At 54.2% G+C, this 26,245-nt stretch carries 18 protein-coding genes; 10 read left to right on the top strand and 8 right to left on the bottom strand.

Annotated features, from left to right (window positions below; genetic code table 11):
- Positions 1 to 9 precede the first annotated feature (9 nt).
- The 3 genes from FHR87_RS09660 to FHR87_RS09650 are packed head-to-tail and all read right to left on the bottom strand — an operon-like array spanning position 10 to position 3,560.
- On the bottom strand, positions 10 to 1,563 hold the full coding sequence (locus tag FHR87_RS09660; protein WP_183166519.1) for a 2-oxo acid dehydrogenase subunit E2: 1,554 nt from the start codon (positions 1,561 to 1,563) through the stop codon (positions 10 to 12).
- 1 nt (position 1,564) lies between these two features.
- Complete coding sequence (locus FHR87_RS09655) at positions 1,565 to 2,584, bottom strand: alpha-ketoacid dehydrogenase subunit beta (protein ID WP_183166518.1); 1,020 nt, start codon at positions 2,582 to 2,584, stop codon at positions 1,565 to 1,567.
- 13 nt (positions 2,585 to 2,597) lie between these two features.
- Positions 2,598 to 3,560, bottom strand: a complete 963-nt coding sequence (locus tag FHR87_RS09650) for a thiamine pyrophosphate-dependent dehydrogenase E1 component subunit alpha (protein WP_183166517.1) — start codon at positions 3,558 to 3,560, stop codon at positions 2,598 to 2,600.
- Positions 3,561 to 3,816: 256 nt separating this feature from the next.
- Between FHR87_RS09650 and FHR87_RS09645 the strand changes: the two genes are divergently transcribed.
- From FHR87_RS09645 to FHR87_RS09620, 6 genes are all read left to right on the top strand, one after another.
- A complete protein-coding gene (locus tag FHR87_RS09645) occupies positions 3,817 to 4,065 on the top strand; it encodes a hypothetical protein (protein WP_183166516.1) in 249 nt (82 codons plus the stop codon).
- Between the two features lie 117 nt (positions 4,066 to 4,182).
- Positions 4,183 to 5,529, top strand: coding sequence for an OprD family porin (locus FHR87_RS09640; protein WP_183166515.1), 1,347 nt, complete (start codon positions 4,183 to 4,185; stop codon positions 5,527 to 5,529).
- Between the two features lie 182 nt (positions 5,530 to 5,711).
- Positions 5,712 to 8,441: a winged helix-turn-helix domain-containing protein gene (locus FHR87_RS09635; protein WP_183166514.1), complete on the top strand. Its 2,730-nt coding sequence runs from the start codon at positions 5,712 to 5,714 to the stop codon at positions 8,439 to 8,441.
- A gap of 198 nt (positions 8,442 to 8,639) precedes the next feature.
- The gene (locus FHR87_RS09630; RefSeq protein WP_183166513.1) at positions 8,640 to 9,344 is read left to right on the top strand and encodes a YiaD family glycine zipper/OmpA-like lipoprotein; all 705 of its coding nucleotides are present in this window, start codon (positions 8,640 to 8,642) and stop codon (positions 9,342 to 9,344) included.
- A 186-nt stretch (positions 9,345 to 9,530) separates the two neighbouring features.
- Positions 9,531 to 13,199 carry a CHASE domain-containing protein gene (locus FHR87_RS09625; RefSeq protein WP_183166512.1) on the top strand — a complete coding sequence of 1,223 codons (3,669 nt, stop codon included), beginning with the start codon at positions 9,531 to 9,533 and terminating at the stop codon, positions 13,197 to 13,199.
- A 151-nt stretch (positions 13,200 to 13,350) separates the two neighbouring features.
- Positions 13,351 to 15,474, top strand: a complete 2,124-nt coding sequence (locus tag FHR87_RS09620) for a putative bifunctional diguanylate cyclase/phosphodiesterase (protein WP_183166511.1) — start codon at positions 13,351 to 13,353, stop codon at positions 15,472 to 15,474.
- A gap of 65 nt (positions 15,475 to 15,539) precedes the next feature.
- Here the strand turns inward: FHR87_RS09620 and pta are convergent, their stop codons facing one another.
- A complete protein-coding gene (gene pta, locus FHR87_RS09615; protein ID WP_183166510.1) occupies positions 15,540 to 17,633 on the bottom strand; it encodes a phosphate acetyltransferase in 2,094 nt (697 codons plus the stop codon).
- 135 nt (positions 17,634 to 17,768) lie between these two features.
- Positions 17,769 to 18,956 (bottom strand): acetate kinase, encoded by a 1,188-nt coding sequence (locus FHR87_RS09610; protein ID WP_183166509.1) that lies wholly within the window; start codon positions 18,954 to 18,956, stop codon positions 17,769 to 17,771.
- A gap of 282 nt (positions 18,957 to 19,238) precedes the next feature.
- On the opposite strand from FHR87_RS09610, the gene FHR87_RS09605 reads away from it, so the two are divergent.
- The 3 genes from FHR87_RS09605 (at position 19,239) to cysZ (ending at position 21,397) form a co-directional block, all read left to right on the top strand.
- Positions 19,239 to 19,724, top strand: coding sequence for an FKBP-type peptidyl-prolyl cis-trans isomerase (locus FHR87_RS09605; protein WP_183166508.1), 486 nt, complete (start codon positions 19,239 to 19,241; stop codon positions 19,722 to 19,724).
- Positions 19,725 to 19,802: 78 nt separating this feature from the next.
- Positions 19,803 to 20,294 carry a glutathione peroxidase gene (locus tag FHR87_RS09600; RefSeq protein WP_183166507.1) on the top strand — a complete coding sequence of 164 codons (492 nt, stop codon included), beginning with the start codon at positions 19,803 to 19,805 and terminating at the stop codon, positions 20,292 to 20,294.
- A gap of 365 nt (positions 20,295 to 20,659) precedes the next feature.
- Positions 20,660 to 21,397: a sulfate transporter CysZ gene (cysZ, locus tag FHR87_RS09595; protein ID WP_183166506.1), complete on the top strand. Its 738-nt coding sequence runs from the start codon at positions 20,660 to 20,662 to the stop codon at positions 21,395 to 21,397.
- Between the two features lie 57 nt (positions 21,398 to 21,454).
- Here cysZ and FHR87_RS09590 read toward each other — a convergent pair whose 3' ends face one another.
- Entirely contained in the window at positions 21,455 to 21,796 is a 342-nt protein-coding gene (locus tag FHR87_RS09590; RefSeq protein ID WP_183166505.1) for a HopJ type III effector protein, read from the bottom strand.
- A gap of 590 nt (positions 21,797 to 22,386) precedes the next feature.
- Positions 22,387 to 23,232: an HET-C-related protein gene (locus FHR87_RS09585; RefSeq protein ID WP_183166504.1), complete on the bottom strand. Its 846-nt coding sequence runs from the start codon at positions 23,230 to 23,232 to the stop codon at positions 22,387 to 22,389.
- Between the two features lie 556 nt (positions 23,233 to 23,788).
- On the opposite strand from FHR87_RS09585, the gene FHR87_RS09580 reads away from it, so the two are divergent.
- A complete protein-coding gene (locus tag FHR87_RS09580) occupies positions 23,789 to 24,625 on the top strand; it encodes a hypothetical protein (RefSeq protein ID WP_183166503.1) in 837 nt (278 codons plus the stop codon).
- On the opposite strand, the gene FHR87_RS09575 is transcribed toward FHR87_RS09580, so the two are convergent.
- Positions 24,615 to 25,940: a lipopolysaccharide biosynthesis protein gene (locus tag FHR87_RS09575; RefSeq protein WP_183166502.1), complete on the bottom strand. Its 1,326-nt coding sequence runs from the start codon at positions 25,938 to 25,940 to the stop codon at positions 24,615 to 24,617. The two genes, FHR87_RS09580 and FHR87_RS09575, sit on opposite strands and share 11 nt — an antisense overlap.
- Positions 25,941 to 26,245 lie beyond the last annotated feature (305 nt).

Genomic DNA, 26,245 nt, shown 5'->3' with positions numbered 1-26,245 from the left:
TCGGTATCCTCAGGCCAGCATCAGGGTTGGGGCCTGGACCAGGCGCTTGAGTTCCTGCAGGAAAGTCGCGCCCAGGGCACCGTCAATGACCCGATGGTCACACGACAGCGAGACGGTGACCTGATTGCGGATCGCTATTTCTCCTTCATGTACGACGACGCGCTGTTCGCCGGCGCCGATCGCCAGAATTGCGGCCTGCGGCGGGTTGATGATGGCGTCGAACTGACGTACGCCGAGCATGCCGAGATTGGACAGGCTGAATGTGCCGCCCTGGAACTCATCGGGTTTTAGCGTACCGGCCTTGGCTTTGGTTGCCAGTCGATGCATTTCCTCGGAGATTTCCGCAATCGATTTGCGGTTGGCGGCCCGTACGATGGGGGTAATCAATCCGGCCGGCAGGGCCACGGCTACAGCGATGTCTGCATCGGCATAGCGGCGAATGCTTTGGCTGGCTTCGTCGTATTGCACGTTGACATCCGGCACTTTGAGCAATGCCTGGGCGCAGGCCTTGATCAGCAGGTCATTGACCGAGACTTTTACGCCCGGTACCGAGGCATTGATTTCCTGGCGCAACGACAACATGCGCTCCAGATCCAGATCGACCGTCAGTCGGTAATGCGGTGCGTTGCGCTTGGATTCCTGCAGGCGTGCGGCGATGGCACGACGCATGGCCGACAGCGGCTGGGTGCCGAACGAGCTGTTGTCGGGCACATGCACCAGCGCTTGCTGTGGGGCTGGCAGGTTTTCCTGACGAGCATGGTGTACCAGCTCCACATCGGCTTGACAGACCCGTCCATGCGAGCCGGTGGCTCGACAGTCGTTGAGATTGACGCCGAGCTTTACCGCCAATCGACGTGCCAGTGGCGTGGCCGGGATACGGCTATCGTCGGCACGGGATCGGGGCGGGCCGGCGTTGCGTCGCACCGGTTGGCGCGTTGCCAGGCGTCCACCTTGGCTTACGATGGCGTTTTCCAGATCCTGCAGCGAGATCCGTCCGCCGCGTCCGCTGCCGTTTACCTTGCCCAAGTCGATCCCCAACTCGTTCGCCAGGCGCAAGGCGTGTGGTGTTGCGAACACACTACCGGCATCGGTCTTGCCGAGCAGTGGCTGTGGAACTTGGGTAGCGCCGGCAGGCTCTACGCTTGCTTGAGTGGATTCGCTCGGGCGGCTGGCCTGCGCAGCGGCTGGAGCATCGGCTTTTGGCGCACTGGCTGGCGGAGCTGCCGCTGGCGACGGGGCCGCTGCAACTGCCGGGGCTGGCGCACCATTGGTCTGGCTTCGGGAAGCGATGAACGCATCGATTTCGGCGTCGGGAACCGACGCGTCGGCAACGACCCCCAGCAATCCGCCTACCGGCAGGGTTTCGCCTGGCTTGGCGACGATACGCCGCAAGACACCATCGAATGGCGCTTCCATCACATTGGAAATCTTGCTGGTTTCGATCTCGCAGATTTCCTGGTGAGCCTTGAAGCTGTCGCCTTCGGCGATCAGCCAGTTGCTCAGGGTGCCTTCCTCCATGGAAAGGCCCCATTTCGGTACTTCGATACCTTGTATGGCACTCATGTCAGGCCTCCATCACTTGCCGCACGGCGGCCTCGATGCGGTCCACGCTGGGTATCCAGGCCTGCTCCAGTGGCGGCGAGAAAGGTACCGGCGTGTGTGGCGGGGTGACCATGACAATCGGCGCCTTGAGGAAGTGGAATGCCTGAGAGGCGATCAGCGCAGCGACATCATGGGCGAAACCGAAGCGCGCGGCGGATTCGTCGACAATCACCACGCGGCCAGTGGAGCTCACCGATTCGAGGATGCCTTCTTCATCCAGTGGCGAGATGGTGCGTGGATCGACCACTTCCACCGAAATGCCTTCCTTGGCCAGCTTGTCGGCCACGGCGTTGGCTTTGTGGACCATGGCGGCCAGGGCAATGATGGTTACATCGGTGCCTTCACGGGTGTAGTTGGCTACGCCAAAGGGGATGGTGTAGCTCTCTTCAGGGACTTCACCCTTAATGTCATAAAGTGCCTTGTGCTCACAGAACACCACCGGGTCGTCATCGCGGATCGACTGGATCAGCAGACCCTTGATGTCATAGGGCGTGGAGGGGACCACCACCTTGAGGCCGGGTGTGGTGGCAAAGATGTTGTAGGGTGACTGCGAATGCTGTGCCGCGGCCGAGTAGCCGGCGCCGATCATGCCACGTATGACCAATGGCGTTTTCGCCCGGCCACCGAACATGTAGCGGAATTTCGCCGCCTGGTTGTAGAGCATGTCGTGGCAGACGCCGAAGAAGTCCATGAACATCAGCTCGGCTACCGGACGCAAGCCAGTTACCGCTGCGCCGGCAGCCATGCCGACAATCGCCGACTCGGTGATCGGCGTGTCGATCACCCGCGACGAGCCGAACTGGGTCCACAAACCCTTGGTCACCCCCAGTACGCCACCCAGGGCTTCCTTGTTCTTCTCCAGCGGCGAGCTGCCGGCTTGTCCGCCACACAGGTCCTCGCCGATGAGCACCACGCGCGGGTCGTGCTCCATTTCCTGGGCCAGGGCTTCGCGTACCGCTTCCCGATAAGTTCTGATCGCCATTTTCCATCGCTCCTTAGTAAGACACGTAAACGTCGGTGAGAAGGTTTTCCACGGGTGGATAGCTATCCGCCCGGGCCTTGGCCACCGCTTCGTCTACCAGTGCCTCGACTTCGGCGTCGATGGCGTCGAACTCCGCGTCGGCGATCTGTTTGCCCAATTGGGCACGGAAGATCTTCAGCGGGTCTTTTTCCGCGCGCAGGCGTTCCACTTCACCATCGGCGCGATAGAGCATGGGATCACCTTCGAAGTGGCCATGCCAGCGATACGCGATGGCTTCGATGGCACTGGGTCCGCCACCTTCGCGAGCACGTCTGATCGCTTCGCCGACTGCCTCATGCACGGCGAAGAAATCCGTACCATCCACTTTCACCGAGGGCATGCCGAATCCAGCAGCGCGTCCGGCGATGTCTCGGCTGCCGACCGCGTAATCGTGGCCGGTGCCTTCGCCATAACCATTGTTCTCGAAGACGAAGATGGTGGGCAGTTTCAGAACCACCGCCATATTCATGGCCTCGAATACCAGCCCCTGATTGGAACCGCCGTCGCCGGTGAAAGAAACGCCGACCCCGCCGGTGCCAAGGGTTTTGGCGGTGAGGCTGGCACCAATTACTAAAGGCGGGGCACCGCCGACAATGGCGTTGGCACCGAGCATGCCCTTGGATAGGTCGGCAATGTGCATGGAACCACCCTTGCCACGGCAGAGGCCGGTTTCCTTGCCAAAGATTTCCGCCATCATGCCGCGGATATCGCAGCCCTTGGCAATGCAGTGGCCATGGCCGCGGTGGGTGGAGCCGATGTAATCCTGATCGCTGAGGTGCTCGCAAACACCTACGGCAATGGCTTCTTCGCCACTGTAGAGGTGAATGAAACCGGGAATTTCACCGGTAGTATTTTCCTTGTGAAGTCGCTCTTCGAAGGTACGAATTTCACGCATCTTGCGGTAGGCGTGCAGCAGTTTCTGCTTGTCCTGGGACATGGGAGGCCCTCTCTTATTATTTCGGATTCACCACGACTCGTTCGTGATAGCTGGCTGTCATCTGCCATTTCCTACCGTAGAAAAATCAGCGAACGGGGGCTAGCTACCCGGATGGGGGGGAGCTGAAAGAGGGACGGGGTATTATCGTTGCGGGGTAATGCGTTCTCCGCGGCGGCTATTGGCAAGTACTGCCGGTCAGCGGGACCAATCGAAAACAAGAACAGGTCAAACAGACCGGCCCCAAGGTAAATCGACAATGGCTCGACACCCTTTCTATCGCATCTTTTCTTTCGCCCATGGCCTGCAGGCCTGTCGTCGGGCGAGGTTCTCGACACTGGCTGACCTCTGGCTCGAATCACTCGGCCAGCTCGCTATGCAGCGCAAACCACGGCTGGATGAGCACCTTCCATTGCGCCTTTGCGGCATCGTTGGTCCGGCAGCGTCCGAACGCTGGCGAGGCTTCTGGTGGGAGCCATATCGAGTGGCACACGCGCGCTATTGCTGAGTTGCCCTGATCCGCCCAACGACAAAACCAATTCGACAGGTTCCCGCATTACGTCTCCAGCGGGTACGGCTTCGGCTGTCCTGTGGATCGTCGCGGCTGGCCGATAGGAAAGAATCCATGCGCTACGACAAGAATCCGGGCTGTGTCTTCAGCCTTTGTGCAGCTTTCGCTTTACCGGGACTGGCAGTGGGAGAAGGTTTTTTCGAGGATGCTGCTTTCCATGCGCTCAATCGCAATTTTTATTTCTCCCAGGATTTCCGCAATGGTGACAGCGTGGTCAATCCGCATACCAAGGAAAAGAAAGGCCGGCGTGCCGAATGGGCGCATGGCGTGATCGCTAATTTCGAATCCGGCTTTACCCGAGGTCCAGTTGGGTTCGGTCTGGATCTGCGTGGTTTGTATGGTGTGAAGCTGGACGGGGGAGAGGGTCTGGCAGGTGATGGCAACGGTGGTCCCGGCTTGCTGCCGCGTCGTGGTCATAATCGCGATGGCCGGTCCAAGAGCGAATTCGGCAGGGTCGATTACGAATTGAAGATGCGCTTTTTCGATACCGAGCTTCGCTATGGCGATGTCCGTCCCGCCAGTCCTGTGCTCAATACCAGTGATATTCGCCTGCTGCCGCAAAGCTTCCGCGGCGCCCTGTTCTGGAATACTTCAATCAAGGGGATGACCTTGCAGGGCGGCAAGCTGACATCTGAAAGCGATCGTACGGCCACTGGTCACAACAACGATCTGGGGACGGCGTATGGTGGGCTTTTCAAGCAGGCTGACGATTTTGTCTATGGCGGTATCGATTACAACTATGACAGTCGCTTCATGCTGCGGCTGCATCATGGCCGACTCGACAACATCTGGAATCAGTCAGCCTTTTATGCCGATTGGATCCAGCCATTGAACGACAGGTTGGTTCTTAATGCCAATCTTCGCTATTACCGTACCCGCGATACCGGCAAAGCGTTATTGGGGCATTTCAGAAGCGATTCGTGGAGCGCTCAGGTTGGCCTGACTGCGGGCCCTCACTCTTTCACTGTGGCGCACACCCGGATCGATAAGGATTCGCCGTTCGATTACGTCTGGCACACTTGGGATTACTTTTTAAATACCAACTCGCAGGTGTCTGACTTCAATAATCCCAACGAGCGCGTCTGGCTGTTTCGCTATGACTATGACTTTGCGGCAATGGGGATTCCCGGTTTGACGCTCATTACCCGTTATGTCCGTGGCAGCGATATCGATGGGCGCGATGTCGCATCGGGTTATAGCGCTTATAAAAATATTCGCCATGGTCGGCATTGGGAGCGCAATTTCTGGCTCAGCTACATAGTGCAGGGCGGACTGGCGAAAAATCTTACGTTCAAAATGTTTCAGGCTACCCACCGGGTAAGCGGCGACCATACGGCTGAATCCAATATTGATGAGTTGCGTCTGATTCTCGAATATCCGCTTGATCTGCGTCTAATGTAGGCTAGGTATCGGCGCAGAATCCTGCTGTTCTAGCCTAGTCTGTAGTCCATGATTTGAACGGTGAAGATGAAAAGCCATCGACTGCTTCCAGTATCCGGATCCAGGCTTTTCGAAGGCGTTTCACTCGCGCTTGCTTAAAAAATAAAAACAGGCCGGAACGACCGGCCCGAGGTAGATGAACGATGGATCATTCCCATCCCGATTGTACCTTTTCACCTGCTCAGGGCCAGGCTGCCTACAGTCTGGCGCAAGGCTTGCCATTGATCACTACCAAGCTCGTACCGCCGCGCTCACCCGGTGTACTGCTGGCTCGGCCGCGGCTTCTGGAAAAACTCGATGCGTTGGCAGAGCGTACCCTGGCACTGGTCTGTGCCGGAGCCGGTTTCGGTAAGACTACGTTGCTCGCCCAGTGGCGAAATCTGTTGCACGGGCGCGGCGAGGCCGTTGCCTGGTTGAGCCTGGATGAAAGCGACAATGTGCCTGAATACTTCTGCCGGTATCTGCTTGAGGCATTGTTAGGGCTGCATCCGAATCTCAGAGAGCAGCTCGCTCCTTTGGTCGCTGATTTGCCATCGATAGAACGCTTGCCGGGTTATCTGATCAATGCCTTGCAAGCAGTGGGTACGCCGATTTTTCTGATCGTCGATGATTATCACGTGATCCGCGACGGCGCGATCCATCGCAGTTTTTCCTGCCTGCTGGAGCATGCACCGGCTGGACTGCATGTGCTGCTTGGTAGTCGCTGCATACCGCCGCTACCGTTGAGCCGATTGCGCTCGTATAACCAACTGATCGAGATCGAAGCCAACGAGCTGCGTTTCGATCTTGGAGAGGCTCGGTATTATTTTGCCGATTCCGCTTTGCTGGCCCTGAGCTGCGTCCAGACGCAGCGACTGCTGGAGCTGACCGAAGGTTGGATCACTGGCATGCAGATGGCTACGTTGTCACCTTCGATGAAGAGCGATCCCGAGCGCGCCATCGATAGTCTGGGCCATGGTGGGCGCCTGGTGGATCGTTATCTGCAAGATGTGGTGTTCGAGTTGCTGCCAGCCGAAGTAGACGACTTTCTGGTGCAGACATCCATTCTCAATCGCTTCACGGCCGAACTCTGTAATGCCGTTATCGGTCGCAGCGATGGCCATGCCATGCTCGCCTGGATCGAGCGGCACAATTTGTTCGTTGCAGCATTGGACGACCGCGGCGAGTGGTTCCGTTATCACCACTTGTTTGCCGAAGTCCTGCAAGCACGTTTGCGTCGTCGCAGCGAACTGGGCCTTGCCGAACTGCACGAGCGTGCCGGCAACTGGTTCGCTGGTCAGAACCTATGGGCTGAAGCGATTCGCCATGCACTGGCCGCCGGCAAGGTGGAATACACGTCAGGCCGGGCTGAGCCGGGGGCGCAATCGCTGGCTGAACAGGGCGATATCGACACCCTGCTGCGTTGGCTCGAACAATTGCCGATGACTACCGATGAGCACCGGATTGGTTTGCAACTCAACCTGGCCTGGGCGTTGGCGCATCGTTTTCGCTTCGAGGATTCGCGGCGTTTGCTTGGCGAACTGCGCCAGTGGTTCGCCTTGTATCCGGCGCGGCGCGACTTGCGTATCAAGCTGGATGTAGTCAATGCTATCTGTGAAACCTTCGCTGAAAACACTGAAACGGGTATCGCTCTGGCCGAGCCTTTATTGACGCAACTGCCCAGCGGCGATACCTGGGTCGACGGGTTGGTCTGCAACATTCTGAGCTATGGCTATCTGATCCAGGGTCGTCATGACGATGTGCAGGCTGTGCAACGGCGCATGCCTTGTCCAGGTACGCCGATGGAAAATTTGTTTGTCAGTGTTTATCAGGCTTTCGTACTTGGCCAAAGCCATGTGCGCCAGGGTGATCTGCGCACTGGCGAAACCTATTTTCTGCAAGCGATGGAATATGCCGATCGACTGACCGGCTCACACTCCATCGGCAGCGCTACCTTGGCTGCACTCCTGGCTGAACTGGCTGGTGAGCGTGGCGACTGGGAGCGACTGGATATGTTGATCACGCCAAGGCGTTTGCAGATCGATCGTTTCACTCCGCTCGATGGCGTCCTGGCCGCTTATCGGGCTTTGACCCGGCAAGCGCTGGCCAGGGATGCGATAGCACAAGCGCAGCTCCTGCTTCAGCATGCTTTGCAGATTGCTGCGCAACGCCGTTGGGATCGTTTGCAGGCGGCCCTTCTGGTCGAACAGGTTCGTCTGCAACTCCATCGCGGCGATCTGGGGGGCGCCGCGCACACTCAGCAGCAAATGGAGTTGCTGCAAAACGACAATGGAGCAATGCCGAACTGCCGGCATTACGCGAGAATTGCCCATGCACGCCTACTGCTGGCCCGAGGGCGGAATGTTCTGGCAGCGGAAGTATTGGCCCTGCTGGTGGCAGAGTTCGAAGGCAATGGGCAAATGCTTGAAGGCATGCGTCTGCGTTCGCTTTGGTCGTTGGCCCTCTGGCTGGCGGGTGAGCATGCTGCAGCTGTCGATACATTGCTGCCGGCACTGCGTCTCGGGCAACGAGAAAACCTGCTGTATAGCCTGATCGATGCCGGACCGGCACTGTTGCCAGTGCTCTTTCTCTGCTCCGGCACGGATGGTATCTCTGTCGGCATGACTACTTATATTGGAACCCTGTGTACGCACTTGGGTAGCACCTTGCCGAATGGCGACTCTTCCAGCGATACCGCTCTTGCCTTGAGCGAGCGCGAAACCCAGACATTGCGCCTGCTTGCCGCTGGCCAATCGAACAAGGAAATTGCCCGCAACCTGGCTATTTCCGCTGAAACAGTGAAATGGCATCTGAAGAATCTCTATGGCAAATTGCAGGTCGCCAGCCGCACTCAGGCCATGAGTCGTGCCCGCGAGTTGAGCCTGCTCGAGTAGATTGGCTCAGGCAGTAAGGTTGGCTCCAGCGCCGATATGCGCCAAGGCTGAAGGTCACGAGGGTTGCTGAGGCGTGCCAAGATGGCGAAAATCCGGGCATTCGCATTCAAGCGTAGCGGCGCTGGAAATTTCCAACCATTATTATGACGATGTCATGACCCCATCCAGAGGGGCCTGAGTAAAAGGAGCAGTATGTACATGTTTACTTCACCTCGCCTGATCATTGCCGCAACGGCATTATCCCTACTGGCTGGTTGTGCTTCCGATAGCAACAATAATCCCTATGGCAATCAGTCCGGTGGCCAGCAGGGTAGCAGCAATCACACTGCCACCTACGGTGGTATTGGGGCCATCGCTGGCGCTGCTGCCGGTGCGTTGATCGATCATGACCATCGTGGCCGGGGTGCACTGATTGGGGCGGCATTGGGAGGGGCGGGCGGCGCCGGTTACGGTTACTATGCCGACAAGCAAGAGGCTCAGCTACGCGAGCAGATGGCTGGAACCGGCGTAGAAGTTCAGCGTCAAGGTGACGACATCAAATTGATCATGCCGGGCAATATCACCTTCGCCACCAATTCGGCCGATATCGCCGGAAATTTCTATACACCGCTGAACAACCTGGCGAATTCCTTCAAGCAATACGATCAGAACACCATTGAGATCGTCGGTTATACGGACAGCACTGGTTCGTATCAGAACAACCTGGCCCTGTCCCAGCGTCGCGCGCAGAGTGTCGCCAATTATTTGATTGCCCAGGGGGTAAACGGAGCCCGGGTGACGACACGTGGTGCCGGTCCCGATCAACCGGTTGGCGACAATCGTACCGAGTCCGGGCGTGCCCAGAACCGGCGGGTCGAAGTCAATCTGCATCCGTTGCCGCAACAGCCAGCTACCCAGCCGTAACATTTTAATTAAAATCAATCATTCGTCGATTCTCGCGTTTCCTGGCGAAGCCATCATGGCTTCGCCTGTCTTGATATCACGATAGTGTCACAATTCTCGGCTTTTCCTCCCGCCTGTAGGAACCTCTGGCCCTTTTCCTAATCCAAAGCGTGTTGATTGCGAGCCAGTAGCAGTACGGGAGGTCTAATGGAAGATCGTCCCACTCTGAGTATCCGTAAGCCTTGGCTCCCGGTGTTGGTAACCCTGACATTGACGGCTGGGCTCGGAGGGTGGGTCGGTTGGCAGTGGCAGGCTCTGGAGCAACGCGCCCGGCAAGAACAAGAGGGACGTTTCAACTTCGAAGTCGACTATATCGAGCATAGGCTCAGGGAACGCATGCAGGCCTACGAAATGGTCTTGCGTGGTCTTGCGGGATTCATTGCCGCAAGAGATAAGGTCAGCCCCGAGGATTGGCTCAAAACCACCGACCAGTTGCAATTACAGGAGATCTACCCCGGAATTCAAGCTGTGAGCCTGGCGCTTTATGCCAGGAACGAGCAATTGCAAGCCTTGGTCAATTCGATCAGCCGCGAACGTCCGGATTTTCACGTGTATCCCGAAGGAAAGCGGGAAGAATACGTGGTGGTCGAGTATACGCACCCGCAGATATGGCGGAACCGCAAGGTACTTGGCTTCGATCTGATGAGCGAGAGCGTTCGCCATGAAACCATCGTCTATGCGCGCGATACCGGTTTTCCTGTGGTGACCGGGCCACTGCGCCTGCTCCAGGAAACTGACGAAAATGCCCAGCGCGGTGTTCTGCTGTTTTTGCCGATCTACAAGACTTCAGCGCCTATTTCCAGTGCCGATGAGCGGCGCAAGGCTTTTCTTGGCGTTCTGTATGGAGCCTTTCGGCTGGATGACCTGATGGAGGGCATCCTGAAGGCACGTAAGGATCTGTTCCGCCTGCAGATCGTCGATTTCGCCGAGCCGGCCCAGCCATTACTGAAAGAGCGCCTGGATGAATCGATCAAGGCGAGTTACAGGGATGTGCGCCACATTCACATGTATGGCCGTAACTGGCAGTTGATGGTAACGAGTACGCCCCAGTACGAACTGATCGTGGCCAATGGCAGCCGTGCCTTCAGTCTTTTTGCCGGGTTGGCGTCGGTGCTGCTGTTTTCCATGCTAGTGGGGGGCTATCTATACGTGCGCGAGCGGGCCCTGGCTAGTAGTCAGGCCATGACGCTCGAGTTGCGTGAGCGAGAAGCACGTTTTCGCCTACTGATCGAAAAACTGCCTGTCGCCACCTTGTTGTGCGATGAACATGGTCGAATCGAATTGGCCAATCGAAGTGCCGCGACACTCTTGAATGTCGATATCGAGCAGCTACTGGGGAATCGGCTCAGCTATTACTTGCCGGATGTATTGAATGGCGCTCATGGCATCCCGGTCGATACCGAAATTCTTGCCCGCCAGGCTACTGGCGAACCGTTGCCGGTGACACTCAATGTGACTCGCTTCAGGCGTGGCGATGGGTTGCGCTACGTGCTCAACCTGGTCGATTTGCGGGCATTCAAACGGGCCGAAGAGCGCTTTCGGGACATGGTGGAAGGCTTGCCGAATGCATTCGTCTTGTCGGATTGCCATGGGCAGATCGTCACGATCAATCGGCAGACGGAAATGATGTTCGGTTATTCCCGCCAGGAATTGATCGGCCAGCCCTTGGGGACCTTGCTGCCGGAGTCGACCCAACGAAATCACCAGGAATTGTGCCTGTCCTTCGAAAAACATCCAGAACCTTTCCGGATCGGTCGCAACCGGGAAGTTTTCGGGTTGCACAAGGATGGTCGCATGCTTCCGCTGGAAGTCGGCTTGGCCCCCTTGCGCAGCGGCGATGAACTGCTGGTGCAAAGCGTGCTTATCGATATCACGCATCGCAAGAATGCCGAATTGAGATTGCGCGACCAAGCGGACCAGTTGGCCACGGTAAACCGCTATAAGTCCGAATTTCTGGCCAATATGTCCCATGAGCTGCGCACGCCGCTCAACAGCATCCTGATCCTGAGCGATCAGCTCAGGGACAACCGGGCCGGCAATCTCAGCGAAAAACAGGTGCACCATGCCGACATCATCCATCGAGCCGGTAGCGATCTTTTACGGCTGATCAATGATGTACTGGATCTTTCGCGGATCGAGGTTGGTCGCCTGCAGCTCAATCTTGAAACCCTGGATATCGCCGGATTGCTCGGTGAGATCGAAGACAGCTTGCAACCGCTGGCCGAGCAAAAAGGACTTCATCTTTATACCCGTATCGAACCCAATACTCCGGCCCGGATAGTCAGTGACCGTGGCCGCCTGCAGCAAATCCTGCGAAACCTGCTCTCCAATGCCTTGAAATTCACTGAGCAGGGGGAGGTGGAGGTCATTGCGCGTGGTGTGTCGGATGAGCCAGGGGGCGAGGCAAAAAGAATCCAGCTGGCTGTTCGGGATACTGGAATCGGTATTCCGACAGACGAATTCAAGCGGATTTTCCTGGCTTTCCAACAAATCGATGGTTCGATCAGCCGTCGTTACGGTGGTGCTGGCCTGGGCTTGGCCATCAGCCAGCAGTTGGTAGAAGTCCTGCAAGGCAGCTTGAGTGTGGAAAGCTCCCTGGGTATGGGGTCCACGTTCACGATCGAACTGCCTTTGGCGGTGTCGTCGCCTGAAGACGAAGTGGAACAGTTTCTGGCCAGTCGAGGCAGGTACCTGCTGATTGTCTCCGAGGATCTGGAATATGTCAGGCAAGCGATGGAAGTCGGGCAGATCTATGGTTTCGACAGTATGCACTGCGTCAATGGTCAGGATGCCATAGAGGCATTGCAGGACAAGCGCTTCGCTGCTGTGCTGCTGGATCTGCAATTGTCTGACATGAGCGGCTGGCAGTGTTACCAGCAGGTACGTGCCGATGAGCACCATCACGACGTTCCGGTGGTGATCCTGGCCAATGCGCCTCAGGCGCATGACTGGCACGACGGTGCACTGCGTTATCTGCTCAAGCCCGTTTCGCGAACGGATTTGCAGCGGCTCTTCGTCGAATGGTTGCGCTGTGAAGGGAATCCCGAACGCCTGCTATTGGTGGAAGCCGAGCCGGAAAGAGCGCAGCGGCTGCGCGATCACTTCGAGCGAATCGGTTATAGCGTCACCTTGACAGACCGTAGCGAGGATGCACGCCTGGCCTTCGCCGAGCGGCATTTCAAAGTTTTGGTTATCGATTTCGACCTGCCGGAGGCAGATGGTATGGATTTATTGGAAGCACTGGATCGCTTGCGGCCCTTGGGCAAGGAAACGAAGGTAATTGTTTATAGCCGAGATTCATTACCGGAATCGGAGCTGTATCGCTTGCAGCATTACTCTGGTACTAGCCTGGCGCGCAATGATGACGTGGCACAGTTCGATGCCATTCTGATGCCGAAAATAGAGGCTCCGCTGGCAAGTCTGGATGCCGTCGGCCAGCCTTGGTTGGGACGCAAGGTGCTGTTGGTCGATGCCGACGTCAAGAATATTTTCGTGATGTCCGGTCTTCTCGATGAGTTCGGTTTGCAGACTACGCCTGCTACCGGTTTTGCAGAGGCGCTGTTGCGCTTCGAGGAGTCCGTGCATGACTTGGTGCTGCTGGCGCCGATCAACGATGGCGATATTCGGGATCTGATCAAAACGCTTAGGGAAGAGCATGGCTGCCAGGTTCCTATCCTCTGTCTCGATCCGGCCAGGCGCGAGGCGCTTATCGAGGCCGGTGCCGATGATGGCCTGGCCGGGCCCTTCGAGCGCGATTCGTTCGCTGTGCTGGTTCAACGCTGGTTGGGGCGGATAACGGCGAGTGAAACTGGCTGACCGCCTGGCCGGGCAATAAAACGATGCACTTCTTTTGCTTCGATACGCCGTAAGTCCGGGAAATTTGTGGTCTATCAAATGCTTTTTGATAAGGCGCAAGGATCTGCACCGAGCGTGCATCGCGCTTAATGTTGTATCAAGTGAGGATAGTATGGCTCAGGCACAAGTCAAAGCATTGCCGCGAAGTCGAACGTTACTGGTCGTTGATGACCGCGAATCGAATCTTATCGCGATGGAGGCGTTGCTGGGCGATGGCGACTGGCAGGTTCATACCGTCAACTCCGGTGAAGCTGCTCTGCAAGCTATGCTTGGTCTGGATGTTGAACTGGTCTTGCTGGATGTACAGATGCCGGGCATGGACGGTTTCGAAGTAGCACGCTTGATGCGTAGTAATCCGGATACTCGCTATATCCCTATTATTTTTGTCTCGGCCAACACGCATAACCGTGATGCAGTGCTTCAGGGCTATGCTACTGGCGCAGTGGATTTCATTCTCAAGCCCTTCGATCCACAGGTGCTCAAACACAAGATCAATACATTGCTTAGCCACGAGCACAATCGCCGTGATCTGCAATTGCTGGCCCAGCAACTGGACAGGGAACAGGCTTTCAATGCGTCGGTGCTGAACAATGCTGCCGAAGGCATTCTGGTCGTCGGCGAGGATGGTTTTATCAGTTTTGCCAATCCTGCCATCGCCAGCATGTTGCACACACAGGTGGAGTATCTGGAGGGAACCCAGTTACTCGATCATCTGGCTGCCCCGGAAGTGAACGTTCCCTGGCGTAATTCCGATTTCTATCGGCACTGGCGTAACGGCGAGACCTACCGTCCACATGAGGCGCAGTTACGCATCGCCGATGGTGGAACTCTTCCTGTAGCGCTATCGTGTTCACCACTACCTAGACAGCAGCGCTCCATGGTGGTCATCGCACTGGATATGTCAGATGTACGCGATCTGCATGCGCAACTGGAGGCTCAAGCAGTCACCGATGCGCTGACGGGGCTGCTGAATCGCCGTGGTTTCAATCAGGCACTTGAAGTGGCGCTATCGCGAGTCGATCGCAACGGCAAAGGTATGGCCGTTCTTTACATCGATCTGGACGGTTTCAAGCGCATCAATGATTCCTTGGGGCACGAGGCCGGTGATGCGATTCTCTGCAAAGTGGCGCGACTGCTGGAAACCTGTATGCGTTCCTACGACATCCTGGGACGAATGGGCGGCGATGAATTCACGGCTTTGCTGGACTCTCTGGATAACCCCGAGGATGCTGCCAGGGTTGCGGAAAAACTCATTGAACTGATTTCGGTGAAACACACTATCGATGGCAATGAAGTGACTCTGGGCGCCAGTATCGGTATTGCTTGCTTTCCCGGTTGTGGCGAGCATGTCGATGAATTATTGCGGGCTGCGGATATGGCAATGTATGAGGCCAAACGCAACGGTCGCCAGCAATTCCGTTTCTTTTCGCCGGAAATGAACAAACGCGCCCATGCCCGTCTGATCATGGAAGAAAACCTGCGCAGTGCTACCGAGCGGGAAGATTTTCGGCTTGTCTATCAGCCACAGGTTTATCTGGACAGCGGTAAGCTCCGCGGTTTTGAGGCCTTGTTGCGCTGGGATCGCCAAGGTGAGGAAATTCTGCCGGGAGATTTCGTTCCGTTGCTGGAAGAAACACGTTTGATCAACCGGGTTGGTCAATGGGTGATGCGCAAGGGCATTCGTCAATGTCATGACTGGAAATCGCTGTTTGGCGAAGAGTTGATCCTCAGCCTCAATGTCAGTCCGGTTCAATTCATCAGTGATAGCCTGTTGAACAATTTGAGCCAGCTTTTGCGTGAGCAGGACCTGAAACCCGGTCAGCTGGAACTCGAAGTGACCGAAGGTACGCTGATGCAGGACCTTGATCATAGCTGCGCTATGCTCGAAAAACTGCGTCAGCTCGGTGTCCGGGTGGCCATCGATGATTTCGGGACCGGCTACTCCTCACTGGCTTATTTGCGTCATTTCGAGATCGATACGCTGAAAATCGATCACTTGTTCATTTCCAACATGCTGGTCTCCCCACGCGATGCTGCCGTCGTCAGTACTATCCTGGAGCTGGGGCGCAACCTGGGGATGGAGGTCATTGCCGAGGGTGTCGAAAGTATGGCTCAGCGCGATTGGTTGATTGAGCACGGTTGCCAGATTATGCAAGGTTATCTGGTCTCGCCAGTCGTCGGCCCGGAGCTGGCTGGCGGCTTTCCCAGGCAGACCGATTGGGCTGCTAAGGGGTGAAGGTTGCGCTTCTCCGACAGGAATCGGGTTTTGCCTTCACCCGATCCATATGTTTATGCCTGATTTCAGCGCGTGTGACTGGCTGCCTGTAGTGCCGTCAGGGCAATGGTAAACACGATATCGTCCACCAATGCACCACGCGACAGGTCATTCACTGGTTTGGCCAGACCTTGCAGCATTGGGCCGACGCTGATTACCGAGGCGCTGCGCTGAACAGCCTTGTAGGTGGTGTTGCCGGTATTGAGGTCAGGGAAAACGAAGACCGTAGCCTGGCCTGCGACTTGACTGTTCGGTGCTTTCTGCTTGCCGACGCTGGCCACGGAAGCAGCGTCGTACTGCAGGGGTCCGTCGATTGGCAGATCCGGGCGCCGATCCTGGGCAATACGGGTCGCTTCGCGTACTTTGTCCACTTCCGCGCCACTGCCTGAGTCACCCGTGGAATAACTGATCATTGCCACGCGCGGTGCGACCCCGAGTGCCAAGGCCGATTCGGCGCTTTGCAAGGCGATTTCAGCAAGTTCCTGGGCGTTGGGGTTCGGATTCACCGCGCAGTCGCCATAGACCAGTACCTGATCCGGCAGCAGCATGAAAAACACCGAAGACACCAGGTTATAGCCCGGCGCGGTCTTGATCAGTTGCAGAGCCGGGCGGATGGTATTGGCCGTCGTATGAATCGCTCCGGATACCAGCCCGTCCACTTCGTCGAGAGCCAACATCATGGTGCCGAGCACTACTGTATCCTGCAGCTGTTCTCGTGCCTGCTCAGGCGTGAGTCCTTTGGCCTTGCGCATTTCGACCATTGGCTCGACATAGTGGTCGATAATTGAATTCGGATCGACTATTTCCAGATCGGTCGGCAACTGGATGCCTTGTTCCTGGGCAATGGCACGCACTTCTTCCGGCTTGGCCAGCAGCACGCAACGAGCGATACGCCGTTGCTGGCAGATAGCGGCCGCGCGGATAGTCCGTGGTTCGCTACCTTCCGGCAAAACGATGCGTTTGTTCGCTTCCTGGGCACGTTTGACCAGCCGATAGCGAAACGCTGGTGGTGACAGGCGCAGCTCGCGTGGCAGGCTGCAGCGTGTATGCAGGTATTCCGGGTGCAGGTAGCGAGCGATGAAATCGGTGACGCGTCGAGCGCGATCGATATCGTCTGCGGGTGTTTCCCGATTCAGGGCAAACAGGTTGGTGGCCGTGTCGTATGAGCCGGTTGTGACGCTCATGACTGGCAGCCCTCCGTCCAAGGCTGCTTTGCATAGAGTCATGACATGTGGATTCGGCGCAAAATCACTGCACAGCAACAGGCCCGCCAATCGTATTCCATTCAGAGAAGCCAGGCTGGCAGCGAGAATGATGTCGTCGCGATCGCCAGGGGTCACTACCAGTACGTCCGATTGTAGCAGCGGGATGGTGTTGGGCATGGCGCGGGCACAAAGAATGATCTGCTTTACCCGACGCTGCTGTGCATCACCTGGATTAAGTATTTTGGCACCCAGCATCTCCGCCACATCGTGGGTCCGTAGGGTGTTGAGTTCCTCTTCGAACGGGATGCCGCCGAGCAGTTGGAAGTCATTGGTATCGAGTAGTGGCAGGTATTCTTTAAGACGTTTCACGAAGCCTGGAATGCCGTCCTCGCTTTTGATCTTGTTGAGGATGACACCTAAAACTTTCGGATCCTTGGCCCCACCGAACAATTGGGCCTGGATTTCAATCCGTTCGGCCATTTGTTTAAGGCTATCGCTGCCTTGCGCTGCAATCAGAATTATTTCGGCATCGAGGCTTTTGGCCAGTTGTGAATTGATGCGTGCAAAGTAATCGGAGTCGCGGGTTGGGACCATGCCTTCGACAATGACGACGTCCTTACCTTCGGTCGCCTGCTGATAGCGGCTGACGACTTCTTCCAGGGTCAGATCCAGTTCGCCATCGGCTAGTTGCCGTTCCACCTGATCCAGCGATATTGGTTCTGGCGAGCGTTGGTCAAGGGTTCGTTCGACGATAACGCAGGAACGTTCTTGCCCTTGGTCGATAGGGAAGGGCTGCGCAATCGGTTTGAAAAAACCGACTTTCAGGCCTGCATTTTCCAAGGCGCGAAGTAGGCCGAGACTGATAGAGTTGAGACCGACCCCGAAACCGGTTGGGGCGAGGAAAAGCGTATGCATGGTTTCTCCTTCTGGAGGGCGACATATCTAGATTACGCGAAGCATAGATCGCCACATGAAAGACAATGCGCGAAAACCCGGCGCCATGATGAGGGTCAGGTTTTCGCGAAACGAATACCGGATGGATGGTTAAGTTCAAGTATCCAGCAACGCCAGCGTATCCAAGGCGATCTGGCGCTCCTCATTGGTTGGTATGACCAGTATGCGCGGGCTATCTTTGCTTTGGATCTCTCCAGCTACGCCAAAAACACAGCGGGCATTGGCTTCTTCATCGATACGCAAATGAAGAAGGCCGAGAAATTGCAGGGTACGACTACGCGCCGCTGCCGAGTTTTCGCCGATACCTCCGGTAAAAATCAGACCATCAAGGCGTGGTAACGCGCAGGCCATGCCAGCCAGCGACTTGGCCAGGCGGTAGCAAAATACATCGAAGGCCAGTGTGGCGCCGGCATGCCCGGCGGCACGCGCTTCGGATAGCGTACGCATGTCATTGGACAACCCGGAAAGCCCTTTGAGTCCGCTTTCACGATTGAGCATGTTGTCGATCTGCTCCAGGTTCCAACCCAGCGTTCGAGCCAGGTGGCTATGCAGGTTTGGATCGACATCACCGCTACGAGTGCCCATGACCAGCCCTTCGAGAGGGGTCAGCCCCATGCTGGTATCCCGGCTTTCGCCGTTGACGATGGCGCAAGTGGAAGAACCGTTACCCAAATGAGCGCTTAGCCAGCAACTATCCTTGACTGGTAATTCAGTCATTTCGGCGGCACGCTGGCTGACATAACGATGGCTGGTGCCATGGAAGCCGTAGCGGCGCACGCCATGTTCCTTGTAAAGATACTCAGGAACTGCATAGCGGTAGGCATATTCCGGCATGCTTTGATGAAATGCCGTATCGAAGACTGTCACCTGCGGTAAACCGGGAAACAGTTTCATTGCCGCCTCAATACCGATCAAGTTGGCCGGATTGTGCAACGGTGCCAACTGAGCACTGCTCCGGATACCTTCCAATACCCGTTCATCCACCAGGCTGGCGCTCGTGAAATTTTCTCCGCCATGGACAACCCGGTGTCCGATTCCGTCCAATGTCCCGCCTGCCACTTCCTGAGCCAGCGGCAGTATGAAGGCGAGAGCAGCCTGATGGTTTGCATCAGGCATCTTGCGGGTCTGCTTATCTTCGCCAAGTTGCCAGTGAAGGATGGCTTCCGGACTACCGAGCCTTTCGGCAAGCCCCTGAAGAGAAAAGCTCGTCCGAGCTTCATTGACCAGCGCGAACTTGATCGACGAGCTGCCACAGTTGATCACCAGAATGTTGCGAGCTGACATCGGGTGCTCCTTTGATAGCTGATTGGGTTTATTAGGTTTTTTGCTCGCCGCTCTATCCGAGAGGCTTTGTAGTAAAAATTAATTGTCACTACATTGTCTGATTCTTACACAGCTGATCGAGTCTGAGATCTCTCCGAAGGTTGTAGTTCTTTCGATCCAGTGTCTCTCTTTTAAGCTTCTAGCGGGGGGCTGTTAACGCTAAATTTCGTGCATGGTTCGCGTAAAAGCCGGTACACAGTTACACTTTTCACTTCTTGTCTACATTTTGAAAGGTTCAGTTTTATGCAGATCATTACTAACAAAGCAGTGTCAATCGATTACACCCTTACCAACGATGCCGGTGAAGTGATTGACAGCTCGGCTGGTGCAGCGCCGCTGGTCTATCTACATGGTTCGGGCAATATTATCGTAGGTTTGGAGCGCGCACTCGAAGGCAAGCAAAGCGGTGATCGCGTACAAGTCGCCATTGAGCCTAAAGATGCTTATGGTGAATATAGCCCTGAACTGGTCGCGACACTCAACCGAGCAATGTTCGAGGGAGTAGATGAATTGGCGGTGGGTATGCAGTTTCATGCATCGGCACCGGATGGCGGTATGCAAATAGTCACCATCCGGGATTTGAACGGTGATGAAGTGATTGTCGATGGCAACCATCCGCTGGCCGGTCAGCGACTGAATTTCGATGTAACGGTCGTTCTGGTGCGCGATGCCAGCGCTGAAGAGATCGCCCACGGTCATGTCCATGGCGAAGGTGGTCATCACCACTGATTCGTGCCGGAAATCCCCAATGATGCTTGCGGAACACCTTGGCCTTGCCAGGTTGACCGCGAGCCGAAGGAGATAGACATGAGTACGTTTCACAGCTTGAAGCTGCCGTCTCTAGGCGGTGGTGAGATATCTCTGGAGAGTTTCAAAGAACAAGTCGTTCTGGTCGTCAATGTCGCTTCGAAATGTGGCTTGACTCCCCAGTACGCCGGTCTGGAAAGACTGCAACAAAATTATCGCAAGCAAGGGTTCAGTGTATTGGGAATTCCCTGCAACCAGTTCGCTGGACAGGAGCCTGGAAGCGATGAAGAGATCCGCTCGTTCTGTGCCCTGAATTATGGCGTCAGCTTTCCCATAGCTGGAAAGCTGGATGTCAATGGTGCACAGAGGCACGCTTTATACCAATTGCTGGCTGGAGACGGAGCCGCTTTCCCTGGTGACATCACCTGGAATTTCGAGAAATTCTTGATCGGTAAGGATGGGCGCGTGTTGGCGCGATTTTCTCCGCGTACAACTCCTGAGGACCCTGATTTAAGTGAGGCTATCGAGGCAGCCTTGGCTGGCTCGAGCTGATTTTTATTTCTACAGGGCATATATCAGGCACGGTCGATACCTTTTTTGATATTTATATCGTTTTCGATGAAGTGTCTTAAAAGCGCCTGCGTATATTGCATTAGTACCATTGGCAAATCACGCAGACGTTTTATCTAATAAAAAAGAGTCATCCGAATGCCTCGGGGAAGGCAGCAGAAGGGAGGATGACTCGTATAAAACTACAATAATCATTGTATGGTAATGAAGGCTATAAGCTACAATTTAACTTTTTAATATGATCAATAGTATTCTGCTATCAGTTTTATTGTGTAAAGCTCTACCATCGAGCTTGTACCGAAAGGCAAGATAGAAAAACTTATTTGCTTTTTCTTCTAGGAGTTTTGATGTCCTTACCTGTACTCACTGGTCCAAGCTACCTTGGCGAAGGCCTGCGGCTGATTTTAAGCCCGGGACTGAGATTGTTTGTACTGTTGCCTCTGACCGTGAACGTGCTGCTATTTTCCGGTTTGATCTATGTAGCGGTCAATCAATTTGACGTGTGGGTCGATGCGTTGATGCCGAACCTGCCACACTTTTTGGAATTTCTGGAATATTTAGTCTGGCTACTCTTCGTTGCATTAGTGGTAATGATTATTTTTTTTACTTTTACACTTCTAGCTAATCTAATCGCAGCGCCTTTCAATGGCTTTCTATCGGAAAAAGTAGAAGAAGTCATTTGTGGCAAGAATGCAGCACCAGCATTTCACTGGTCCGAGCTACTAGCGTTATTACCGCGTACCCTTGGGCGAGAAATGCGTAAATTGCGTTATTTCGTACCTAGAGCTCTGGGGTTGTTGGTGCTGTCTTTCATCCCGGGAGTGAATTTTATTGCTGCGCCGCTATGGCTATTGCTTAGCGTGTGGATGATGGCCGTGCAGTACATTGATTATCCAGCGGATAACAACAAGCTTGGTTGGAGCGATATGCTCAGTTGGTTACGCCAGAGGCGCTGGAAAAGCTTGAGCTTTGGTGCCACGACTTACGCAGCGCTTCTCATCCCTGGCTTGAATCTGCTGCTTATTCCTGCTGCAGTAGCTGGCGCTACGCTTTTCTGGGTACGAGAAAACCAGCATCAGGCATGATGCTGTGGCATGGTGGGTTGAAGGAGAAGCCTTCACCCACCGGTCTGTTGTTGGTTCTCAAACCTTACGTCTCAGTGGTTGTCGTTCGAAGCGTACACCCGGTAAGCCAGTTTCCAATAATGCACGAATATTTTGATGGTCGTTTCCCTGGGGATTATCCAAGACGGCTTGATAGTGTTCACCAAATGCCAGCAATGCTTCTTCGGTAGAAAACCCTTCGAGTAATGCAAGCCCTAATGTTTTAGAAGAACCCTCGTTTTCGCCTTGAGCATTTTCAACCGAGCCGTTGCGGAAGCTACTTGGTTGATAATCATAATTATTGGCAATAAAAACAAGGGTATCACTGAATGTGTGGTTACGGTTGTTCAAGCTGGCACGAAAGTTCTCAAGCTTATTCATCGCAATTGATCCTTTTTGGTAGCGGCAATCGGGTAAGCGTAGTGTTGATTCTTGCAGGTTTAATGCCGCAGTTTCGTGGCGTTTCTGGACCTGGATAATTCGATGAAAAATTGAATGAATTTTCAGGCATTGGCAACTGAAGCATAGTAAACAAGGCCCAAAAAGATATTGCGTAGGTAGTAGTATACAGGGGGTGTGCACCTTCAAGAGAGCGAAGTAATCGAGAGGCTGCTTCCGACCCAGGCTGTGTGAAAACGTCGTCCTCGCCTAGAAGTGCTGGAGCCACACATTACATTCGAGAGTGGCGTAGGAAAATGACGACTATCTTCATTCATCGAAGAGAAATACAACCGAACACGGCTGCATTCCTCTTTGGGATACCTGCCATCAGAAGAATTTGAACAATGTCGTGCCACCCGTGAGCAGGTCATTATTTAAACTTGGTTTTGTCCAGCTACAAGGGGGGCATTGCACATCTCTTCCGGCGCGATTTCAGGGCATTGGTCAAGATAGGCAGCATTCAGGCAGTGTTTGGTAGATGTCACTTCAATTCCGATTCCGAGTTCAACGGATATACTCTGGAGCTGCGTTTATAGGCGCTGATGGTCGAGCAGCACCTCAAATGCAACGACTCGCCCATTGGTGTGCGCCAGGATGGGCCACTGCCTGAACGCATCGGTCAGCAGGCTTAGCGAGGACTCCACTGCAAGAAACCTGGCAATAGCGTACCTATTTATATTTTGCAGGTGTGCGACGAGCTGGCTACCGCTTGCGGTCGTAGCCGTGCTCTTGGCCAGTTCAGTATAGGAAGGCGTTCCGGGTAAACATTTTTGCGGAACTCCCCAGAATACGACCCCTGACACCAGTCGCTCTTTTTGTAGCAATTCTATTTGCTGGCGAGCGTCCTTGCGCCATAGCGCAATGATGTCGATGTCGATCATGCGCTGCACTTTCGCCATCTGCAACTCCACGTAATTACTATGGGCGTAGAAATCCTGAATGCTATGTAACGCCTGCCCTAAGGCAAAAAAGGCATGACTTACTGCATCATCTCGTTCAGCGTTGTCCGTCGTGGCTTCCGCCGCTCTGGCATACGATGCGACTTCATCCATGAGCGAGGCAAGATGATCCAGCCCTGCGTCAAAGTCGCAATTATCGAAATGTACTTTGGAAACGAACGGCTGAGCACTATCTGGAAAATAAAGGCCTTTGCGCAATTGGGCAATGTACGGATTGTTGGCCAGGCGCTTGAGTATTTTCCGGCGTGTATGAGCATCGAAGGGTTCGCCACAGTCGATGCAAAAAACGGCAGGATCCGCCTGTTGGATATCGGAGATGATGACTGTTGGTGATGAAGTCGAGGGTGAGGCGGTAGAGACCAAACTTGCGACACTGGTTACAGCGACTATCAGGTATTGCAAAAAGACCGGTCTCATCGAGTGGCCTCAACAAGTAATATGATAAAGCCATGATATGGATCAATTGTATAAAGTTGAATAACCAATTTCGTTGTTTGGCTTGCGACTATGAACGACCGTCTTCGGCACTCGCGGGGCTCCACTTCCTCATTTTCGCCATCCTGATGCTTTCCAAGGTGTCAGTACCGATGCAAAACTGACCCAGAGTGGGTCAGTTTTCAACCGATGTTGACACTGATAAATCGTGGAGCAATAGCCAGCCTCTGCTTCCGATTGATCGGGTGCGCTATTTTGGGTTCCATGGGCAATACTCTCCCACCTGGCTTGGCCGGGAGTGGTTTGGCCAGGTGAATAAATGGTGCCTGCTGCGCTTTGGTAGATCAGTCGCAGCCGCTTGAGCAATTGCTCGAGCTGTCACCACTCAAGGAAGAGCTTCCGCTATCGCACGATCGCCCCATCCAAATCGATCTAAGTATCGTTTGCATGTCTTCATCGCAACCTCTTTTGACGCATCATTGCGATGATCGGTTGAATCCGCCTATTATTTCCCGTTTTAAGTGAGCAATATTTCCTAATGTCGTGCTCTTTTTCTATCGAGTTTCCGCAGGCTACAGAAGCTCAGCTTGCGGCTTTAATGCAAAACATCTTGGACGACGACAAAATTAATTGGGAAGCACGTTGCCCGATAAAACCTGAAGTGGATTTCACTACTGCAGAACTGGCCGATTGTTACCGTCTTGCTTGGCAGCTTTTGGCCTCTGGTGTGAATATGGGCTCTGCTCGCCGTCTTGTCGTAAGTATCGCTATTCGCTGTTCTGCTACTCCTGAACAAGCTGTTAGCTTCAAACTTATACGTGCGCGCTTCAAACATATGCGGTTTGCTTGCACCAACTGTAGCGAGCAACACACTTACCCAGAGATTCTTCATTCTGTTACCCGGCTTATGGGCGATTTCCAGGATGCCTTTAGAAACGGTCAGAGGGTGAAAACGGCTTGGTTGGGTATCAAGCTTTTGTTCCGGCTTCGGGCAGGTTTCTTTGGGTTTTTACGTAAAAATATTGCAGATGTTCATTACTCTAGCATCGAGAGTTTCAAGCGCTATGTTGTGGCAGAGAACCAATGTCTTGCTGAGGCTACGCAAGGTTGCATATCTCTTACAGGTCGAAAGTTTCACGAATTGCGCAAGATTATAAGCCGCCGCATTGCACTGAATGACACATATCGTGTTCTCTACCCCTCGCCCAAGCTCGATGCCTTTTCTCTCTATCTAGCAACCATAAATGGCCTTATGGGAGAAATGCATGATGATTTAGTTCTGAAACGGGTTCAGGGTGAGCTGGACTATGACAGTCAGTCATTCAAGCTGCCCGATGAGATTGCTAGTCGCATTCGAGCTTTTGTCAGTGCCTAATGCCTTGGTCTAATGCTTTTGTGATCATGAAAGCCTTCCGAGTCTGAATAGCGAAAAATAGCAGCGTCGCTGCAGACGTCATAACAAAAGTAAGTGCAGCGCCTATGCCTCCAAATAGGTATACAAAGCTAACTAATATGGGGAGGCTGATCACAATTGACAGCAGCCGGAAGCGGAGAACACTCCCCAATTTTCCGGTAATGACCATAAAGGGTTCTAAAGGCATGCTGAGGATGCTCATTAACGAACCACAGACAAGAATCGAAAGAATGTGGCTGCCGTCACCATCTGTGCCGATGAGCGCATGGAGAAGGAAACCCCCAAATTCGACTGAGATAAAAATGACCAGTGAAGAAAAGATGGTCGCGTAAATAAGTATTTTCCGGATAACCGCGCGAATCTCATCCAGCCTTCCTTTCTCTCTAAGATGAACGAATTCAGGGTAGAGTGAAGGCGTAAGTGCTCTTGCGGGTCTTACTATTCCGTCAGTAATCTGGGTCGAGACTTTGAAGATAGCGGCCTCACTCGGCCCAATGTGACTACCAATCAGTAGTGTAGGGAGCTTCCTGGCAACTGAAAGCAGTACTTGGTTGATACTGGTCATGAGAGTGAAGTGCCACGCACCATTGAGTATTTCCGGTGTGTGAAACATCTCTCTCCAGGATGGACGCTTCATGCTGTGTTGCCGAAGTGCATACACAGCTGCTGTCACGTCACCCAAAAACACCATTCCAGCAGAAGCCAGCCATAAGTACATGAAGTAATCTAAGCCAAAGTGACAGTAATCTCCGATCATACAACCCAATGTTCTGACAACGGCAGTAATACCATTACCGACTGTAAGGTACTTGAATTTGTCAAGAAGCCTGGTAGCGCCGACACACCATCCTGTACGATCCAGAACAACAGCCAGCATACAGATCTCAGCCACGGGTATGATTTCGTCAGGCCAATCAAAATAGCTACTAAAGAGCATAATGCCAAGGATGCCAACGGCGTAACCTGCTATTGCACTTAGCAGGTCAAGTTGTGCTGCAAAACGTAAAACTTGGTAGAACTGATGCCTGTTCCCATTATGGAACGGTGCTGTTCCATAGTGCAGAACAGTTTTCCATGAAACCAGGTTGGTAATATCTCCAATAATGCCGATATAAGTTATCACCAACAGCATGTATCCAAAAGAGCTGAGCCCTATAGCATGTACGGTATAGGGGATATAAATAAAGCTGCAGACTGCATAGATTCCCTTTTCTAATAACAGTGTCATCGCATTTTTAATAATGCGATGGAGAGACTTTTGCTCCTGGTTATTCACCACAATACTTGCACCTACTATAAAAATAAAACTCTGAAATTCTTTCCCAAGCCATACCCAAAAGCTTGGGTGCGTACTTCTCGCTTCTGTTATGCGTTTGTGTGGTAACGGCAGTGTATGAACAGGTTGGCAGCCTGATCGTGGACCATCGTTGCAATTGGCGTACTGACTTGAAGCGGCGCATCACTTTGCCACGCGCGGCCTGCTGCTCCTCGACCATGTGCAGGCTCAAGGGTGCAGCCGCACCGCATAGCCGATCACCGCGGGTGGGAAGCGGTAGCCGGCATAGGAAATGGCATTGGTGG

This window comes from Azomonas macrocytogenes (assembly GCF_014191985.1).
Lineage (GTDB): Bacteria > Pseudomonadota > Gammaproteobacteria > Pseudomonadales > Pseudomonadaceae > Azomonas > Azomonas macrocytogenes.
The sequence above is the reverse complement of the archived record's forward strand: the minus strand, read 5'-3'. Positions and strand labels throughout refer to the sequence as shown.

Coding starts and splice junctions, on each gene's coding strand:
- FHR87_RS09625 (WP_183166512.1), top strand. CDS start 9,531: ATGGAAGATCGTCCCACTCTGAGTATCCGTAAGCCTTGGCTCCCGGTG.
- FHR87_RS09610 (WP_183166509.1), bottom strand. CDS start 18,956: ATGTCAGCTCGCAACATTCTGGTGATCAACTGTGGCAGCTCGTCGATC.
- FHR87_RS09630 (WP_183166513.1), top strand. CDS start 8,640: ATGTTTACTTCACCTCGCCTGATCATTGCCGCAACGGCATTATCCCTA.
- FHR87_RS09620 (WP_183166511.1), top strand. CDS start 13,351: ATGGCTCAGGCACAAGTCAAAGCATTGCCGCGAAGTCGAACGTTACTG.
- FHR87_RS09640 (WP_183166515.1), top strand. CDS start 4,183: ATGCGCTACGACAAGAATCCGGGCTGTGTCTTCAGCCTTTGTGCAGCT.
- FHR87_RS09645 (WP_183166516.1), top strand. CDS start 3,817: ATGGCTCGACACCCTTTCTATCGCATCTTTTCTTTCGCCCATGGCCTG.
- cysZ (WP_183166506.1), top strand. CDS start 20,660: ATGTCCTTACCTGTACTCACTGGTCCAAGCTACCTTGGCGAAGGCCTG.
- FHR87_RS09600 (WP_183166507.1), top strand. CDS start 19,803: ATGAGTACGTTTCACAGCTTGAAGCTGCCGTCTCTAGGCGGTGGTGAG.
- FHR87_RS09590 (WP_183166505.1), bottom strand. CDS start 21,796: ATGAATAAGCTTGAGAACTTTCGTGCCAGCTTGAACAACCGTAACCAC.
- FHR87_RS09580 (WP_183166503.1), top strand. CDS start 23,789: ATGTCGTGCTCTTTTTCTATCGAGTTTCCGCAGGCTACAGAAGCTCAG.
- pta (WP_183166510.1), bottom strand. CDS start 17,633: ATGCATACGCTTTTCCTCGCCCCAACCGGTTTCGGGGTCGGTCTCAAC.
- FHR87_RS09655 (WP_183166518.1), bottom strand. CDS start 2,584: ATGGCGATCAGAACTTATCGGGAAGCGGTACGCGAAGCCCTGGCCCAG.
- FHR87_RS09635 (WP_183166514.1), top strand. CDS start 5,712: ATGGATCATTCCCATCCCGATTGTACCTTTTCACCTGCTCAGGGCCAG.
- FHR87_RS09585 (WP_183166504.1), bottom strand. CDS start 23,232: ATGAGACCGGTCTTTTTGCAATACCTGATAGTCGCTGTAACCAGTGTC.
- FHR87_RS09650 (WP_183166517.1), bottom strand. CDS start 3,560: ATGTCCCAGGACAAGCAGAAACTGCTGCACGCCTACCGCAAGATGCGT.
- FHR87_RS09605 (WP_183166508.1), top strand. CDS start 19,239: ATGCAGATCATTACTAACAAAGCAGTGTCAATCGATTACACCCTTACC.
- FHR87_RS09660 (WP_183166519.1), bottom strand. CDS start 1,563: ATGAGTGCCATACAAGGTATCGAAGTACCGAAATGGGGCCTTTCCATG.